We start from the raw sequence: 17,757 nt of genomic DNA, 5'->3' as shown, positions 1-17,757 counted from the left end.
CATGTGCCAACTGATTGTCCCCCATCATATTGAATATTTAATTTTAGACCCGGATTTAATCATTCAGGACTATTCTGTGGGGGCCCAACGGTTAACTGGAGAAGAGATTCCCTTAAAGACGGGGATAATGTTAGACGAGTATTTCCCCGAAACAGTCGGTCTAGAAGATATCTTAGTGTCAGTGTTGAGCGGAGAACTCGATAGCTTCGATCTCAAGGCGATCGCCCGTTCTCCCAATCCAGACACCCACTTGTATATCGACCTCTATTTTATCCCCGATCCCCACTCTAGGGAGAATCAACGTCTGATTTTGTTTCTCGAAGACGTGACTCCCCAGATGGAACTCGAACAACGGTTAGTGCAAGCGACCAATGAAAACGCGATCGTCATCCATCGCCTACAAGAGAAAACCACACAATTAGCGGCTGCTAACCAAGAAATCGATCACCTCAATCAACAACTTCAGTCAGAAAACATACGTCTGTCAGCAGAGCTAGAAATTCTCCGGGAAATGCAGCAATTAATTCTTCCCAAACCCGAAGATTTAGCCAGAATTCAAGAACTTGATATTACGGGATATATGCAACCAGCCGACGAAGTGGGGGGAGATTATTATGATGTCATTTCCATGGATGGGGTAATTACAATTGGCATTGGTGATGTGACCGGTCATGGGCTAGAAAGTGGTATTCTGATGCTCATGACTCAAACCGCCGTTCGTACCCTAAAGGAAACCAAAGAACATGACCCCATTCACTTTTTAGACATTCTTAACCGCACCATTTATAAAAATGTGCAAAGCATGGGAATAGATAAAAATTTAACTTTATCGATCTTGAATTATGCGGAAGGTCAATTAACGGTAAGCGGCCAACATGAAGAAATCATTGTTGTACGTCAAGGGGGCACAATTGAACGCATTGATACCCTCGATTTAGGTTTACCCATTGGTTTAGATGACAACATTGCCGAGTTTATTAGTTATACTGGAATAGATTTAAATCCAGGTGACGGTGTGGTACTCTATACGGATGGGATTACAGAAGCAAGAAATGGAGGAAACCAGCGCTATGGAATAGAACGATTGTGTCAAATCATTAGCGAGAACTGGCAAAAGACTTCTGAGCCAATCAAAACAGCGATTATAGAGGATTTACAGCAGTTTATCGGAGCTGAAAAAATATTGGATGATATTACCTTAGTTGTCTTGAAGCAAAATTATCAGCATAATCTATTCAATGAATCTTCTAGTTTATTTCATGGTGATTGATTACACAAAATAGAGATCTCTATAACATATTTTTATTAGCATATGGAAAAGATTTTAGGCGATTTTATTAAAGAATTTCCTCCAGAACACGACTCCTTAGAGTTAACTTTTACACCTACATCACAACCGTTAAAAAAACGCTGGAAGAACAATCGACTATCTGCTTACTTTCTGGCGGAATATTTCTCCAGTTTTTTACCTTTAGATGACGATCAGCGTCGCGTTGAAGAAAGTAAAGCTTCAGTCAGTTATATTGCCAATGAACTGCTGGAAAATGCGATCAAATTTCATGATACATCGGTGAGTGCTAAAGTAATTTTCGGCATTCATTTTCTTCGACAAGAAAATGAAAGTGTTATTGCCGCTATTTTTGCCACAAATACAGTAATGACTCAAAAGATTAAGCCTTTGGAAGTGTTTATCGATCAGTTACTCAATGAAGACTTAGAGGAGCTATATATCGATCAAGTGGAAAAGAGCCTAGAAGAGGATAGCACTGCATCTGGACTAGGGTTAATTAGTATGATTAAAGATTATGGAGCGATTTTAGGGTGGAAAATCACTGATTCTAACGCAGGTCTTGATTTTGCAACGATTACGACTATGGCTAAAGTCAAAGTTTGATGTTTGATGTTTGATGTTTGATGGTTAGTTCATTACCCAATGGAGAGCGATAAACATGGATTTTCAGAACATAGAAACCAAAGATTATAAAATTGATTACGATCCTGAATCAACAACCATTCAGTTTAGGGGTGAACTCAGTCTTAATGGAGCATCTGAGTACGATCCGATCAAGCAGTTTCTCGATCGCATTGCTGAGTCCGAGCCTTCCCATTTAACTTTAAACTTAAGAGAGTTAAGTTTTTTAAATAGTTCAGGAATTAGTTTGATTACCAAATTTGTGATTGGCTTGCGAAAAAAACCGAATATTCAGTTAACTGTAGAAGGTTCCGTCGATGTGCCTTGGCAAAGTAAATCTTTGAAGAACTTAAAAAAGTTTTTGCCGAATTTGGAGTTGATAGTCGAATGAAAACTAGGATTGATTTGACCCCCAAGTTAAGAATATGTCAGATATGATTGTTCCTAAACATCTTGAATATGTAATCTTGGATCGAGAACTAATGATTTTAGAGTTCTCTGACGATGCAGATCGATTGGTTGGTGGTGAAGAACCGCTCAGAGTTGGGGAGTCATTTCAATTTTATTTTCCGGAAACTTATGGAATAGAAGAAATTTTAGAGTTGATTTTTTTAGGGGAACAAGAGAGCTTTGATATTAAGGCAATTTCTCGTTCATCGGATGTGCATAGTTCTCTATATGTGGATCTATATTTTTTGGCTAATTCTCACGGTTCTGAATGTCAGGAGTTGATCGTATTCCTGGAAGATGTGACAGACCGGATGAATCTAGAACAAAGTTTAGTCCAAGCCACGAATGAAAATAGTATTGCTATTAATGCTTTAGCTAAATCAGAAAACTATATCCAACAACTGATTCACTCGATGGCGGAAGCACTCATTGTGACGAATCATTTGGGAGAAATTAAGACCATTAATCCGGCAGTATATGATTTACTTAAGTATAGTCAGGAGGAGCTAATTGGTCAACCGATTAGTTATCTTTTGGGCGATCATCCCTTAAGTCATGAGTGGGTTGCAGATGAAGCCTTTTTGCAGGGAAAAGTTTTAACGGATATTGAAGTTGTGATTGCCAATAAACAGGGAGAGAAACTGTCAATTGCTTTTTCTTGTGCTGCTTTAGATACGGATGTACCGAGCTTGAAAGATGTGTTGTATGTGGGTCGGGATATTACGAAAACCAAACAGGCACAGAAACGACTGTATATTCAGTATAGTGTGGCGCGGGTGTTGTCGCGATCGCTGATGCTGGATGAAGCTTTACCCAATATCCTGCGGGTGTTGGTGGAAAATTTAGAGTGGGATATGGGGATTTATTGGATTCCCAAGCAGATTAAAGACCACAATGGCAACCCGGTTTCGACGAATAAACTATTACGACAAACCCTATGGAAAATGCCTGACGCTGAGTTTCCCAAGGTATCTAAACTCAGAGAAGTGAAGCTCATGCCAGGGGAGGGATGGTTAGGACAAATTTATCGGGATAATCAACCGAGATGGATTACCCATGTCGAATCGGAGAGAGAAACGCTACAGAAGGAATTAGGGTTAATTGAGAATGTTACGGCGATCGTGGGTTTTCCGGTGTCGAGTGATGAAGAGAAATTGGGCATGATTACCCTGTTTAGCCAAACTCCCCAACCGATGGATGAAGAGTTGGTGCAAATGCTGGCGGGAATTGGGAATCAACTGTGCCAATTTATTAAGCGCAAGAAAATTGAGATTTCTCTGTTCTATCAGAAGAAACAAACGGAAAAGCTGCTGCATAATATTCTGCCTGCGAGAATTGCGGAATTGCTTAAACAGACTTCAGGGGCGATCGCTGAATATTTTGAGGAAGTGACCGTTCTGTTTGCCGATATTGTCGGGTTTACCAAGCTCTCCGAAGAAAAATCTGCCTCTGAATTAGTGTCCTTGCTGAACCTGATTTTCTCCAAATTCGACCAATTAACCGAAGACTATCGCTTAGAGAAAATCAAAACCATTGGCGATGCGTATATGGTGGTGGGAGGACTACCAACACCGCGCCGGGATCATGCGGAGGCGATCGCCAAAATGGCCTTAAGTATGCAAGCCGCCATGGCCGAACTCAACCAAGAAATGAACACCAACTTCCAGATCCGCATTGGTGTCAATACCGGCCCTGTGGTCGCTGGCGTAATCGGTAAAAAGAAATTTAGCTACGATTTATGGGGGGATACCGTCAACACAGCCAGCCGTATGGAATCCCACGGTATTCCTGGACAAATCCAAGTTACCCAAGCCACCTATGAGCATCTGAAGTTAAACTACTATCTTCAGCATCGCGGCAAGATTACCATTAAAGGCAAAGGAGAAATGGACACCTATATGCTCACCGGGAAGCGGGCAAATCCCTGATGGGGCGATCGGGTCAACGATACAATCATCACCTAACCTGCCCCTACGGTATGAATGTTAACGCCGCTTCAACAGGGAACCAACACCCCCAACCGCCAAAAGTGCCAAAAGTGCGGAAGGTTCGGGCACTTTTTTATGACAGGCAGGGCTTGTCCCGGTGACGGCAGTCGTACATTCATCCGGTTTCCAACTGGTGGAAATATAGGAATACTTTTGCCCACCACCGGGTTTATTGGCAACATCCACTTGACTGTAAAGAGTGACCGGGTTGCCCAAGAAGTCGATAAAATCCCCCGTGGGAGCAACTCCTTGATTAGGTATACTACTCCAATTAGTGAAAATATCATTAGGTGAAACGGCTACCGCGCTATTAAGCAAGTCTGCACCGTAGAACACTCCATCAGTAGAAGGATTACTAGCTCCACTAAATTCTGCACCTGGTAGGATTGCCCCTAACATAAAGTTAGCATCAAGTTGATGGCTAAAGTCATCATTACCAATTACGATGCCACCTCCCCTGTTGGCGATTGTATAGACTTGATTAGCTGTAAAATTGCCAAAGGCATTGTTTGGCCCAGGAAAATCGACTTGGGGGAAAAAATTCAGACTACGAATCAGGAACGAACCATCCAACATCAAATTGGACTTGTCTTTATAGTGCTGTTTTAAAGCTTCCTGGTCTGCGGTTCCAAATGGAAAAGCCATATCCCGCCTAAAATAGTCAGTATCCAAGACAATGACATCATAGGTATGAGAGTCTAAATGGGTAGCGAGTCCTCCAGGAGTGCGATCAACTACATAAGTGCTATCAAAGAGATCTTCGCCATCAACGGTAAAAGCGTCTAGAAAATCAGACATTTCTTGACGCAGTGGACTTGGAGCATTGGGATGAGTTGTTGTATCCCACCACAAGACCGAAAACTGAGCAGCGTTCGCTTTCGAGTCCAGGTTCAAACCGCTCCAACAGAGAACCACAGAGGTTACCCCAAGAGCAACGCGCTTAACGGTGCGAGAAACTGCACTAATCCCAGATTGGTTCGTTAACATGGATTTATTCTCCTAATCGTTTTCAGTTCCAGAGCAGGGGGTTAAGTCAAGTAGAATCCCTCTCTGGATGGACATAGGAGAGCGTTAGGGTTCAGTTTCTGGGTAATTTCCCGCCCGGATTTTCCCGAAAACTGAACCACCCTCCTATAAGTTAGTCAGTTTTTTTGGGGCGATTTTATGCAAAATCGCGGATATTGTAATAATTGCTTACAAAAAAGTGATGATTAAATTGTTCATTATTAATTGCTGATGACTCTATCCCCAACTCTGACCCTGCCGCCTTTGGAAAATGGCGATCGCCTAACGCGCAGCGAATTTGAGCGCCGCTACGCCACCATGCCTCACCTCAAAAAAGCCGAACTCATCGAAGGAACCGTTTATATGGCATCTGCCCTACGTGCCAAATCCCACGGAAAACCCCACGCCCAGATTATGGCTTGGCTGGGAGCTTACTGGGCTGCGACTCCTGGAGTGGAACTCTTGGATAATGCCACAGTTCGTCTCGATCGCAACAATGAACCTCAACCTGATGCTCTCCTTCGCATCGAAACTGACGGCCAAAGTACCATTAGCGAGGATGACTATGTAGAAGGCCCCCCGGAACTCATTGTGGAAATTGCCGCTAGTAGCGCTTCCATTGACCTCAACCAAAAACGCAACATCTACTGTCGCAACCAAGTCCAAGAATATTTAGTCTGGCGAACCTATGATGGAGCCTTCGACTGGTTCTGCTGGCAAAATGGGGAGTATGTGCTATTAAATGCCGATGCTGATGGAATCTGCCGTTCGCTTGTTTTTCCTGGCTTGTGGCTCGCAAAAGATGCACTGCTGGCAGGAGATTTAGCCCAGGTATTGGCAGTTTTGCAACAGGGAGTCCGGGATAGGGAGATGGGGAGATAGGGAGATGGGGGGATGGGGAGATGGGGAGATCGCTCATTACTTATTGCTCTTGCACTTCCAGAAGCACGATAGAATAAACTGAGCAAATAGAGTCATCATTATCGGAACAGATAGACGAGGAAGAGACAGAATCCATGGGTAGAGTAGTCGGCATTGACTTGGGGACAACGAACTCAGTGGTTGCCATTATGGAGGGCGGTAAGCCAATGGTGATCGCCAATGCAGAAGGGATGCGGACTACGCCTTCAGTGGTTGGCTTCAGTAAAGATGGCGAACTTGTGGTTGGGCAAATGGCCCGTCGCCAATCTGTCCTGAACCCGCAAAACACCTTTTATGCCGTAAAACGGTACATGGGACGCAGATATGGAGAACTCAACGCGGACTCCAAACGAGTGCCCTACACCATCCGTAGAGATGAAGTGGACAATATTAAGATTAAATGTCCTCGGCTGAAGAAAGATTTTGCTCCAGAAGAGATCTCGGCGATGATCTTACGGAAGTTGGCCGATGATGCGAGTCGTTACTTGGGGGAACCGGTGACTGGGGCTGTGATTACGGTTCCGGCTTATTTTAATGATTCCCAACGGCAAGCGACAAAGGATGCGGGGAAAATTGCCGGGTTGGAGGTGAAACGGATTCTGAATGAACCTACGGCTGCGTCCCTGGCTTATGGGTTAGAGCGGGGAGCCGCGCAAACGATCCTGGTGTTTGACTTGGGGGGAGGAACGTTTGATGTTTCGATCCTGGAAGTGGGCGATGGGGTGTTTGAAGTCCGGTCTACCAGTGGGGATACTCAGTTGGGGGGCAATGACTTTGACCAAAAAATTGTAGACTGGTTGGCGGAACAGTTTTTAGAGACGGAAGGAGTAGATTTACGACGCGATCGCCAAGCGCTGCAACGACTCACCGAAGCAGCAGAAAAAGCCAAAATTGAGCTGTCGGGGGTGACGGTAACGGAGATTAATCTACCGTTTATCACGGCAACGGAAGATGGGCCCAAACATTTAGAAACTCGATTGACGCGATCGCAATTTGAAGAGCTTTCTGGTGACTTGCTCTCCCGTCTGCGCCGTCCCATCAAACGCGCCATGTATGATGCCGGACTCAGCCCCGTGCAAATCGATGAAGTGGTACTCGTGGGCGGTTCTACCCGCATTCCCATCGTTCAGCAACTGGTTCGCAGTTTCATCGACAGAGAACCCAACCAAAACGTGAACCCCGATGAAGTGGTTGCCGTCGGCGCTGCCATTCAAGCCGGTATTCTTTCCGGTATTGTCAAAGATGTGCTGCTGCTGGATGTAACTCCCCTGTCCCTCGGTATCGAAACCGCCAGTGGCGTGATGAAAAAACTGATTCCCCGCAATACGACTATACCCGTGCGGCGATCGGATATTTTCTCCACCTCCCAAGACAACCAAACCTTCGTCGAAGTCCACATTCTCCAAGGGGAGCGGGAAATGTCCAAGGATAACAAATCCCTCGGTCGCTTCCGACTCTCCGGCATTCCCCCCGCTCCTAGGGGAATCCCCCAAATTCAGGTCTCCCTCGATATTGATGCCAACGGCATTCTCCAAGTCGCGGCCCTAGACCGCACCACTGGCCGAGAACAAGGCCTTACCATTCAAGGAGCCTCCACCCTCTCCTCCGACGAAATCAATCAAATGATCCAGGATGCCGAACGCTATGCCCAGGTTGACCGGGAGCGTCGGGAAAGAGTAGAAAAACTCAACCGCGCCGAAGCCCTCATTACCCAAGCCGAGCGCCAACTGCGGGAAGCCACCCTAGACTTTGGGATGCAGTTTGCCAACCAATACCGCCGGGATATCGATCCCATTGTCCAGGAACTGCGGGAATATTTGCGCCGAGGGGATGACCGAGGAATTGACCAAGCGGGAGCCGATTTACAAGACATTCTCTACGATCTCAATCGGGAAGTGCGCTTAAGGATGAGTGAAGAAGAGGATGATGGCTTTTTGGGAACTCTGCGGCGCACGTTCTTGGGGGATGATGAGGATGAATTCGATCGCCGTGAAGCCTACGATTATAATACCCCCGCCTATAAAACTCGACGGGAGTATGGGCCGGGAGAACGCAATTATCCCCCCGCAGCGCGAGATTATCCCCCCGCTAGAAATTATCCGCCCGCCCAGGATTATCCCCCGGCACGCAATGCTCCACGCGATCGAGACTATGGGCCCCCAAGGGATTATCCCCCGGCACGCAATGCTCCACGAGGGCGAGATTATCCTCCCACCAGGGACTATCCACCCCCACGAGACTATGAACCGCCAGGGCGAGATTATCCCCCGACAAGGGACTATCCACCCCCCCGGTCAAGGGAACCGAACCGCCCACCCATCCGAGACTCTCGCCGTCCGTCAGAACCGCCCAGCCGAGGCAGGTATAATCAATATAATGCCTATGATGATGAAGATTGGGGAGATGATGATGAATGGCTGTAAGTTTTCCCTATTCCCTCTTCCCTATTTCCTATTCCCTATTCTCCCAGAACCCTAAGTGAACAAGACTATGCAAAACTTTCGGAACTATTATGAGATTCTGGGAGTTAGCCCCGATACCCCCACTGAAGAGATCAAGCGGGTTTATCGCCGCTTGGCTCGTCAATATCATCCCGATCTCAATCCTGGTGATAAGGAAGCCGAGGAACGATTTAAGGATATTTTAGAAGCCTATGAAGTCCTCTCCGATCCGGGGAAACGGACGGAATACGATCAACTGAGCTTCTTTTTAAGAGCGCGGCAAAATAACCGTAAACGTAATAGTGGCTCGAAGTTTTCTTCGGCAGAAATTGAGTATTTTAGTCAGTTTCCTACTTTCGATAGTTTTCTCGATAGCTTGCTCAATCGTCGTCGAGAAGTGAATCAGGGAGAACCGACGGGAAGGCGATCGCGTCCTGTAGAGCGTAATGCCCAAGCCTACAGTCCCGGCCGCTCTAAAGTTTATAACACGGTGAGCAGTGAATCCCGACCCGTGAAGCGGGATATCGAAGCCCTATTAACCTTACCCCTAGAAAAAGCCTATCGCGGTGGAAAAGAGCGTATCCGCCTAGAAGATGGTCGCTCTTTAGAAGTAGAAATGCCCCCCGGTATGGTGAGCGGGGAAAAAATGCGCCTGCGGAAGTTGGGCATGAATGGCGGCGATTTATACCTAAAAATTACCGTTGCCCCCCACCCTTTTCTCAAGATTGAGGGCAATGAAATTTATTGTAAACTGCCTATTACTCCCGTCGAAGCGATTTTATCGGGACAAGTGGAAGTCCTCACCCTGGATGGATTGGTGAAAATGAATTTACCCCCAGGAGTCAAAAGTGGGCAAAAATTACGATTAGCCAATAAGGGATATCCCGATAACCGGGGAAGACGGGGGGATCAGGTGGTGGAAATTGAGATTCAGTTTCCCACCGAATTAACCCCAGAACAACGAGAACTGTATGAAAAATTGCGAGGTTTAGAGGGAAATTTGCGCGAACCCCTGTGGAAATCAGAGGCTGAATCTTAAAGGGATAGCAGTGAATGAGTAATGAGTGAGTTGTACCGATAGGAAAAGAGTGGCAATTCAGGAGGATCTAGCTTGCTAGAAAAGCCGATGATGAGATTTGAACTCACGACCTACCGATTACGAATCGGTTGCTCTACCACTGAGCTACATCGGCAATTACCATCCTTTACTATAGCACATGCCTAGATGTTAGACTAGAATCTAGAGGGACTACGGAAGAAAAAAGCTTTAAACTCAACTTTGGATGACAGAACGTGCGTTTTGGTTGGCCTGGTCACAATTGCCAAAGATGGGGCCGATTTTGTTACAACGGATTGAGGAGCGTTTTGGGAGCTTGGCCGCAGCTTGGCAGGCAGATACGATCGCCCTCAGTGGGGTGGAAGGTGTGGGTCTCAAAACCGCAGAATCCTTGGTGCGTCATCGTCGAGCCATCGATCCGATCGCCTTTTTAGAGCAGCATTTACAAACCAATCCTCAGTTTTGGACTCCGAGCGATCGCCTTTATCCTCGATTATTACTAGAAATCCCCAATCCGCCACCCGTATTATATTATCGGGGCACAGTCGAACCAGAAGACAATCAGGGACTCCGGCCCGCAGTAGCCATTGTGGGCACTCGCGAACCCACCGACTATGGCAGACGATGGACGTATCGCCTTAGTAGACAGTTAGCAGAACGGGGATTTACGATTATTTCTGGCATGGCTCAAGGGATTGATACTCAAGCCCATCGGGGTTGTTTAGAGGGGGGAGGACGGACGATCGCCGTTTTGGGAACTGGAGTTGATATTATTTATCCTCCAGGAAATCAATCGCTTTATAACCAGATCCTCGAACAAGGGTTAGCCGTGAGTGAATATCCCACCGGAGTCCAGCCCAACCGCGCCCATTTTCCCCAACGGAATCGGATCGTGGCAGGTTTGAGTCGAGCGGTATTAGTTACCGAAGCGCCTACCCAGTCAGGAGCCTTGATTACAGCCCGATTAGCCAATGAATTTGGCCGGGATGTCTATGTATTGCCCGGTCGCATTGACGATTCCAATTCTAAAGGATGTCTGGCTTTAATCAGTAAAGGGGCACAAGTGTTGATTCATGAAGGGTATTTATTAGAACTGTTATCCCAGATTCCGGAACTCGATCCGGCGATTCCTAGGGAGATAGCCCCCACTCAACAGCTCTCCTTGTTTTCGCCCTCTCCCTCTCCCTCTCCTGCACCGATGCCCTCCTTACCCCCATTGCAACAAAAAGTTTTAGCGGCAGTGAACATGGAACCTACTTCCCTAGATGCGATCGTAGCCCAAAGCGGCTTAAGTGCCCCAGAAGTCTCCTCTACTTTAATTGAATTAGAGCTACTCGGATTCGTCTCCCAGTTACCCGGAATGCGATACCAGCGTTAAAACTGTCCTATACCAACGCAGACTTGAGAAATTTTCCCGATCTGCCCCTTATTGCTCTGAAAGGTAGCTCTGACGGCACAGTGAGCTAGGAACAACTCGCCCAAACGGTCTGTCCGGGAAACTATGCCAAAACTTATACTGTCAGTGATTCCGGAACCGTTAAGGATGTCCCCTTTTATCGTAATAGATAGATCGGGGGTTTCGGAAACCCCTGGAAAAACTGTTTTGATTGTATCTTATGAAAGCTTCCTCTATTTTTGCCCTTCTTTTAAGTCTCTCGACCAGCTTCGCGGCTGGGCAACCCGCTCATTCTACAACAGTGGAAGAGAATTTGACCTCAGCGACTCAATCCTATGCTGTGATGTCAGAACCGATGGTATGGAGAAGACTCTCGAAGCAAGATCAAACCATTACTGCTCTAGACATTAGTCCAACCGGAGATTTTGTGGTGGGGGGGAGCGAAGAGGCGATCGTTCATTTATGGGATATCAGAGCGCAACAAGTGGTTCGCAGTTTGCACAGTCATACGGCAAAAGTGACTTCTGTGGTGTTTAGTCCCAATGGTCGCACGTTTGTCAGTAGCAGTATGGATAAAACGATTAAAATTTGGAATTTAGCCATGTTACGGCTAAAAATGACCATTTATACGGATCGTGAAATTCATTCGTTAGCGGTGAGTCCCCACGGACAAACCTTTGCCAGTGGTAATGAGGATGGTACGGTAGAGATTTGGAACTTAAATACGGGTAAAAAAAGACGAGAATTTAGTACGCCCATTCAGTCAGAGGTGGAAGTTGCTTATAGTGAAGATGGTCGAGTCCTGGTCACTCGTTATCGCGATCGCGATGTTGTCCATTTTTGGAATCCCCTGACTGGTGATTTTTTAGGCTCTAATCTGGCTGAAGATCCCTGGAGTGTTAGCGATCGCCCAACGGATCGGGTTTGTGAAACCTTATCTCGGTGGTTAAACGCACACAACAGTAAACAGATCGACGGATTCAAAGGTCAGCTTTGTGGAGCGATCGCTGCCACCTCGAAGGGGAGCTTTTTAGCAGACATTGACCCCAATTATATTGTACTGTGGCGGTTTCCTAATCCTCTGCGATTTACGGCTAACCGGCCTTAGTTTACCCTTCTCTTTTTATATCTACATCAATTGTTCCAGAATTTTTACAATCCCTCGATCGTCAAAATCTTCAGTCAGTTTGAGGATGCGATCGGCGAAATAAGTATACTCTTCGTTTGCCTCTTTCAATAACTGCGCTTGATATTCAATCTCTTCAATATCTCCAATTCTAGACGCTTGATACAAATTTTTCAATTCTTCAGACGATGGATAAACAACGGATACCTTATGTTCTTCTAAAACTATTTCTGAATCTTGGATAGGTTCATACCTCCACTCTAATTTTAAATACTTTTGCAAGCAAGCCAACAACTTTTCCAGATCGATCGGTTTAGGCAAAAACTCATCACAACCTGCCATAATTGCCCGATCTTGCTCTTCTGGAGATACACTAGCCGATGAACCAATAATGGGAAAAGATTGATAACCAGGTAAATTACGGATAGTCTCGGCCATTTCATAACCGCTCAATTCCGGCATCATTAAGTCCGTAATAATCAAATCAGGTTTTAATTCTTCCAGTAAAATCAAACCCGCTTGCCCATTTTGGGCCTCAATAATTTCAAACCCTAAAGACTTTAATAGGTCAGTTAAAACAGAGCGATTGACTTGATGATCGTCAACAATCATTAGTTTTATGGGTTGACCCCGATAACCCACAATTTGTCCAGAGTTTGAAGAGTCACCCGACTTTGAAGCGTCCCCAGAGATCGGAACTTCTAGCTCAAACCTAAAGGTACTCCCTTGTCCTAAAACACTCTCAACCTGAATTTGACTGCCCATCATCTGTAAAATTTGGTGACAAATAGATAACCCCAATCCTGTGCCTTCAGAACGTTTAGAGTGACTACCCACTTGTTCAAAAGGCATGAAAATTTTTTCCGATTCTTCTGGTGTCATGCCTACCCCTGTATCTTGAATTTCAAATTTTAGATTCACTGTCTTAGAATCAGAGGAGAATGTACTCTCGACCAAAAAAGTAACCGATCCCTTTTCCGTAAACTTAACTGCATTTCCCAATAAATTAATTAAGACTTGGCGCAGCCGCTTTTCATCCGCTACAATACTACCAGGTAAATTTTTACCCGGCATATAATAAAATTCAATCCCCTGATTTTCTGCCCGAATCCGAATGATTTCGGACACACTTAACAAAAATGAGTTTAAATGGAAGTTGTGGGGAAATAATTCTAGTTTACGGGCCTCAATTTTAGCCAAATCTAAAATATCATTAATTAAGTTCAAAAGATGGGAGCCAGCTTGTTGAATAACATTGACTCCTTTCCGATATTGATTCAAATCATGGGCCCGTTGTAGAATTTGGGCATAGCCTAAAATACCATTGAGAGGCGTGCGTAATTCATGGCTGATATTGGCCAGAAAATCACTTTTGGCTTGATTAGCAGCATCAGCCGCTTCTTTGGCCATTTTTAGGTTTTCCTCGATTGATTTATGATTGGTAATATCGATGCTCACTACTAACATGAGGGGGAGACCATTTTCTCGACTTCCTAAAGGCAGCTTAATACTTTCAAAATAAATTTTTTCTCCTGTCGGTTTTGTGAATCTTTCTTCAAAGACTTTGGGCACTTGTTGCATCATGACTTCACGGGCATGTCGTCGGTATTGCTCTAAATCTTCTAAGTTATGAATGAATTGCGCTTGATTTTTGCCAATAATTTCTGCAATAGGAGTATTAAATAAATTGGCTAGGGCTTGATTGACTAAAACGAGATGTCCTTCCCAGTCTTTGACATAAATGATATTGGGATCGGTGTCAATGATTAGACGTAGAAAGGTTTTTTGATGCTCAAGTTCTTGCGTCCGTTGCTGGACTTTTTTCTCTAGTTTGTCGTTTTCCTGCTGTAAAGAATTAACCAAGGCTTTTACTTCTCCGGCCATTTGGTTAAAGGAAGAAGAAACGATATCTAATTCTTTAATATTTTTGAAGTGGACTTGGCGATCGAAATTGCCGTTGGCGATCGCCTCGGATGCTCTGGACAGACGAAGGATGGGTTGGGCGATCCATTGGGCGGTAAGGACTCCAAATCCTGTGGTTACGCCTAACGCTAGTAGACAGAGGATAATGGTTTGTTGGGTATTGGTGTAGATCTGGCCCATAACATCGGATTCTGGAAGCACCACCACAATCAGTAAATTAATCCCAAACTCATTATTAAGGGGGGTGACTTGTACAAATTGCTTGTGAGATTCTAGGGAAAAATGCAGTTGATGGGTACGGTCGATGTCTGCTAGGGAGCCAAAATGGTCGATTAAATATTGAGTGGTTTCTCGAACTAGGGCAGAACGGCTATGGATGGCTTTATTTACACTCAGAGAGGTGAGAGGGGTATTTGGCTCAGAGAAGGGGCGATCCGTTGAGGATGCGATCAATGCTCCAGAGAGATCGAGGATAAAAGTTTGTCCGGTTTGGCCAATTTTGATGTCGCTCAGAAAATCATTAATTTGGTCTAGAGCTAGATCGACGCTGATCGTGCCTAGGAGCCGATTTTGGGAGTCATACAGGGGATGATAGGTGGAAAGAACCGGCCGTTGACTGGTTTGCAGAATATGGATATCGTTCCAGGTAGGAGATTCTGTGGGCTTGGTCGGGGGGAGCTGATAGGGAAGATGTAAATGAAAATTGGGGAGCGATCGCAACTTGTCTATTCTCTCTCCCTTGTCATTGGTTTGCCACTGTTCGGCCAGAAAACCCGTTTCAGCAGTAGCCACCGTTAGGGTAATCTCTCCGTTCACCTGCCGTTCAGCACTGACTAAATGACCATCTGCCGTTTCTAGTCCAATGAAGGCCAACTCCTCAAACTGATACAGTTGGTTCCAGAAATACACCTCTAGGGTGGGAATATCCTCCAGATCGAGTAAATTTAGCTCAATAGAGTCCACATTATTTTGACTCACTCGAATGGGGGTTTCAATCAAAACTAGCAATTTCTGCTCAATGCGAGCCACCACTTCGTTGCGGAGCTGACGGGCTAAGTTGTTCACAGCCTGCTCTCCATTGCGTAGACTTAACCAACTGGTGAATCCAACAACCGCAAAGAGTTGGATCGTGAAGGGAATGACCAGAACCCACCGTAAGGGCAGTTTAGGCCGATGAGTAATGGGTAAGGAGGTTTTCAACATAAACCTGAAGGATGATCTGGACAATCCGTGTTTTAAGTTTAAGGCATGATTAAGCTTTTTGAACCAGCAACAATAGGCTGAGGAAAAGATAAAAACACTAACTCAGTTGAAAAATAATTGTAAGATAGGATACAAAAGACTCGCAACTTAACGAGCCTATTCTAGCCTATCTTTTTTATTTGGGGTTGGAGCCACCCCTGTTTTTTGTTCTATAGACTATAACGTTAAGGAAAAATATCCTTGTAATTTCAAGCGTTCTGCTCCTGAATCCTCCATATCTACTTGGTTCCGAAGAGGCGATCGCCCGCATCTCCTAAGCCAGGTAAAATATAACCCTGCTCGTCCAAGCCTTCATCAATAGCGGCTGTATAAATTGGAATATCCGGATGTTCTTCTTGAACATGATCTAATCCTTCCGGAGCGGCTAACAAGCACACAAATTTAATCGATGTTGGGTTAAGTTCTTTTAAACGACCAATAGCAGCAACAGCCGTATTACCGGTCGCTAACATGGGATCAACAATAAACATATCTCGCTCTTCTACATCATGGGGAACCTTCAAATAATACTCAATCGGAATTAAGGTTCTAGGGTCGCGATATAAGCCAATATGTCCTACCCGTGCAGAAGGAATTAATTCTAACATGCCATCTAAAATTCCTTGTCCAGCTCGCATAATGGAAATCACGACCATTTTCTTTTCTGGCGCTAAAACCGGCGCTTGCATAACCCCTAAAGGAGTCTGTATTTTTTCTGATTTTAACGGTAAATCTCTCGTGACTTCATAGGCCAGCAATAGGCTGATTTCTTTGAGCAAAGAGCGAAATTTGGCTGTACTGGTTTCCTCACGACGCATCAGGGTTAGTTTATGGGCAATGAGGGGATGATTGATAACGGTAATGTTGGACATTCGCAATGGGTCAGAAGTAATGAGTAATGAGTAAGCCGTTGAAAACAGTCCTAGGTAAGAGTGAGCAATTAATTATAGCGCTTCGCGTGGTGATGCGTAATCGGTAATGGGTAATCGGTAAAAAAACTTCCCAAAGGTTTCATCAATGAGTTTCAATCCCTAATAGGGATTTATGTTGGTTTCAACGATCTTTGGTCACTTAGATCGCCGTCTGGACAGGCGTTTCAATCCCTAATAGGGATTTATGTTGGTTTCAACTATCGATCCGGTTATTGTACTCAATCCACTTGTTAGTTTCAATCCCTAATAGGGATTTATGTTGGTTTCAACCTCTCCTGCCCATGTAGCACCGGTTCTATCGGTGTTTGGTTCTTGTGTTTCAATCCCTAATAGGGATTTATGTTGGTTTCAACCAGGTACTGGGTAAAACTCTCTTGTGGGGCACAGTTTCAATCCCTAATAGGGATTTATGTTGGTTTCAACCTTCGCTCCAATTTCTGATAGGGGGGATTAATTTCGTTTCAATCCCTAATAGGGATTTATGTTGGTTTCAACATTACAGCCTTATTCTTAGATTTTTGGAAACCCCGCGCCAGTTTCAATCCCTAATAGGGATTTATGTTGGTTTCAACTATTGTAATCTGTAGCGGCTTGTTCAGCTTCTTTTGTTTCAATCCCTAATAGGGATTTATGTTGATTTCAACCACTGCAAAGAGGGAGTTAGTGGGCACTTATTCACTCATGTTTCAATCCCTAATAGGGATTTATGTTGATTTCAACAGGAGGGAACCGCCCGCCGCGCTCCTTATGGCGTTTCAATCCCTAATAGGGATTTATGTTGATTTCAACAATAAAGGTTTGAGTCATTTTTAAAAACCAAAATGGGAAGTTTCAATCCCTAATAGGGATTTATGTTGATTTCAACCCGAAGTTAGAACTACCCAAAAAACCGGGAGGCCCTAGTTTCAATCCCTAATAGGGATTTATGTTGATTTCAACGGATGGAGACGATTCTACAAAATGGGAATCCTCGTTTCAATCCCTAATAGGGATTTATGTTGATTTCAACAAAAATAAAAGCAACTCAACAGGCTCTTCTTGAGCTAGTTTCAATCCCTAATAGGGATTTATGTTGATTTCAACAGATCCAGAGAAGACTACAAGGCAGGATCACATTCAGTTTCAATCCCTAATAGGGATTTATGTTGATTTCAACACGACATTTAGCGATCTATCACCCGATAAACAATGGGACGTACGTTTCAATCCCTAATAGGGATTTATGTTGATTTCAACCATTCTCTCCGGTTTGAGGTTGAGTTTAAAGATGTTTCAATCCCTAATAGGGATTTATGTTGATTTCAACGGTGAACGTAGCTCGACTAACACCCCTTTTATAGGCGTTTCAATCCCTAATAGGGATT

General features: G+C 44.8%; 12 protein-coding genes, 1 tRNA gene and 1 CRISPR repeat array (1 of these 14 only partly in view). Of the genes, 9 read left to right on the top strand and 4 right to left on the bottom strand.

Translation table 11 applies throughout. From position 1 onward, the window contains the following. Nucleotide 1 precedes the first annotated feature (1 nt). From PMG25_RS04685 to PMG25_RS04670, 4 genes are all read left to right on the top strand, one after another. Entirely contained in the window at nt 2-1,270 is a 1,269-nt protein-coding gene (locus tag PMG25_RS04685; protein WP_283765750.1) for a PP2C family protein-serine/threonine phosphatase, read from the top strand. A 42-nt stretch (nt 1,271-1,312) separates the two neighbouring features. Next, nucleotides 1,313-1,894: a slr1658 family protein gene (locus PMG25_RS04680; protein WP_283765749.1), complete on the top strand. Its 582-nt coding sequence runs from the start codon at nt 1,313-1,315 to the stop codon at nt 1,892-1,894. Between the two features lie 55 nt (nt 1,895-1,949). Then, complete coding sequence (locus PMG25_RS04675; protein WP_283765748.1) at nt 1,950-2,303, top strand: slr1659 superfamily regulator; 354 nt, start codon at nt 1,950-1,952, stop codon at nt 2,301-2,303. Between the two features lie 91 nt (nt 2,304-2,394). Next, complete coding sequence (locus PMG25_RS04670) at nt 2,395-4,290, top strand: adenylate/guanylate cyclase domain-containing protein (protein WP_283765747.1); 1,896 nt, start codon at nt 2,395-2,397, stop codon at nt 4,288-4,290. Between the two features lie 57 nt (nt 4,291-4,347). On the opposite strand, the gene PMG25_RS04665 is transcribed toward PMG25_RS04670, so the two are convergent. Then, nucleotides 4,348-5,337 carry a PEP-CTERM sorting domain-containing protein gene (locus tag PMG25_RS04665; RefSeq protein WP_283765746.1) on the bottom strand — a complete coding sequence of 330 codons (990 nt, stop codon included), beginning with the start codon at nt 5,335-5,337 and terminating at the stop codon, nt 4,348-4,350. A gap of 249 nt (nt 5,338-5,586) precedes the next feature. Between PMG25_RS04665 and PMG25_RS04660 the strand changes: the two genes are divergently transcribed. From PMG25_RS04660 to PMG25_RS04650, 3 genes are all read left to right on the top strand, one after another. Further along, nucleotides 5,587-6,237: a Uma2 family endonuclease gene (locus PMG25_RS04660; protein WP_283765745.1), complete on the top strand. Its 651-nt coding sequence runs from the start codon at nt 5,587-5,589 to the stop codon at nt 6,235-6,237. Between the two features lie 134 nt (nt 6,238-6,371). Then, entirely contained in the window at nt 6,372-8,699 is a 2,328-nt protein-coding gene (gene dnaK, locus PMG25_RS04655; protein WP_283765744.1) for a molecular chaperone DnaK, read from the top strand. Nucleotides 8,700-8,766: 67 nt separating this feature from the next. Beyond that, nucleotides 8,767-9,756, top strand: a complete 990-nt coding sequence (locus PMG25_RS04650) for a DnaJ C-terminal domain-containing protein (RefSeq protein ID WP_283765743.1) — start codon at nt 8,767-8,769, stop codon at nt 9,754-9,756. Nucleotides 9,757-9,838: 82 nt separating this feature from the next. Here PMG25_RS04650 and PMG25_RS04645 read toward each other — a convergent pair. After that, nucleotides 9,839-9,910: transfer RNA gene (locus PMG25_RS04645), tRNA-Thr, on the bottom strand. Between the two features lie 90 nt (nt 9,911-10,000). On the opposite strand from PMG25_RS04645, the gene dprA reads away from it, so the two are divergent. Together dprA and PMG25_RS04635 are read left to right on the top strand one after the other, a co-directional pair. Continuing rightward, complete coding sequence (gene dprA / locus PMG25_RS04640; protein WP_283765742.1) at nt 10,001-11,152, top strand: DNA-processing protein DprA; 1,152 nt, start codon at nt 10,001-10,003, stop codon at nt 11,150-11,152. Between the two features lie 238 nt (nt 11,153-11,390). Then, nucleotides 11,391-12,278 carry a WD40 repeat domain-containing protein gene (locus PMG25_RS04635; protein ID WP_283765741.1) on the top strand — a complete coding sequence of 296 codons (888 nt, stop codon included), beginning with the start codon at nt 11,391-11,393 and terminating at the stop codon, nt 12,276-12,278. Between the two features lie 21 nt (nt 12,279-12,299). Here the strand turns inward: PMG25_RS04635 and PMG25_RS04630 are convergent, their stop codons facing one another. Together PMG25_RS04630 and upp are read right to left on the bottom strand one after the other, a co-directional pair. Then, on the bottom strand, nt 12,300-15,422 hold the full coding sequence (locus tag PMG25_RS04630; protein WP_283765740.1) for an ATP-binding protein: 3,123 nt from the start codon (nt 15,420-15,422) through the stop codon (nt 12,300-12,302). 278 nt (nt 15,423-15,700) lie between these two features. Beyond that, a complete protein-coding gene (gene upp / locus PMG25_RS04625) occupies nt 15,701-16,333 on the bottom strand; it encodes a uracil phosphoribosyltransferase (RefSeq protein ID WP_283765739.1) in 633 nt (210 codons plus the stop codon). 149 nt (nt 16,334-16,482) lie between these two features. Further along, nucleotides 16,483-17,757: direct repeats of the CRISPR family, unit length 37 nt; unit sequence GTTTCAATCCCTAATAGGGATTTATGTTGATTTCAAC; it runs 15 nt beyond the window's last position.

It is taken from the genome of Roseofilum capinflatum BLCC-M114 (assembly GCF_030068505.1).
Lineage (GTDB): Bacteria > Cyanobacteriota > Cyanobacteriia > Cyanobacteriales > Desertifilaceae > Roseofilum > Roseofilum capinflatum.
This window is presented reverse-complemented; position numbering and strand designations above follow the sequence as displayed.

Coding starts and splice junctions, on each gene's coding strand:
- PMG25_RS04670 (WP_283765747.1), top strand. CDS start 2,395: ATGATTTTAGAGTTCTCTGACGATGCAGATCGATTGGTTGGTGGTGAA.
- dnaK (WP_283765744.1), top strand. CDS start 6,372: ATGGGTAGAGTAGTCGGCATTGACTTGGGGACAACGAACTCAGTGGTT.
- upp (WP_283765739.1), bottom strand. CDS start 16,333: ATGTCCAACATTACCGTTATCAATCATCCCCTCATTGCCCATAAACTA.
- PMG25_RS04650 (WP_283765743.1), top strand. CDS start 8,767: ATGCAAAACTTTCGGAACTATTATGAGATTCTGGGAGTTAGCCCCGAT.
- PMG25_RS04635 (WP_283765741.1), top strand. CDS start 11,391: ATGAAAGCTTCCTCTATTTTTGCCCTTCTTTTAAGTCTCTCGACCAGC.
- PMG25_RS04685 (WP_283765750.1), top strand. CDS start 2: ATGTGCCAACTGATTGTCCCCCATCATATTGAATATTTAATTTTAGAC.
- PMG25_RS04660 (WP_283765745.1), top strand. CDS start 5,587: ATGACTCTATCCCCAACTCTGACCCTGCCGCCTTTGGAAAATGGCGAT.
- PMG25_RS04630 (WP_283765740.1), bottom strand. CDS start 15,422: ATGTTGAAAACCTCCTTACCCATTACTCATCGGCCTAAACTGCCCTTA.
- PMG25_RS04680 (WP_283765749.1), top strand. CDS start 1,313: ATGGAAAAGATTTTAGGCGATTTTATTAAAGAATTTCCTCCAGAACAC.
- dprA (WP_283765742.1), top strand. CDS start 10,001: ATGACAGAACGTGCGTTTTGGTTGGCCTGGTCACAATTGCCAAAGATG.
- PMG25_RS04665 (WP_283765746.1), bottom strand. CDS start 5,337: ATGTTAACGAACCAATCTGGGATTAGTGCAGTTTCTCGCACCGTTAAG.
- PMG25_RS04675 (WP_283765748.1), top strand. CDS start 1,950: ATGGATTTTCAGAACATAGAAACCAAAGATTATAAAATTGATTACGAT.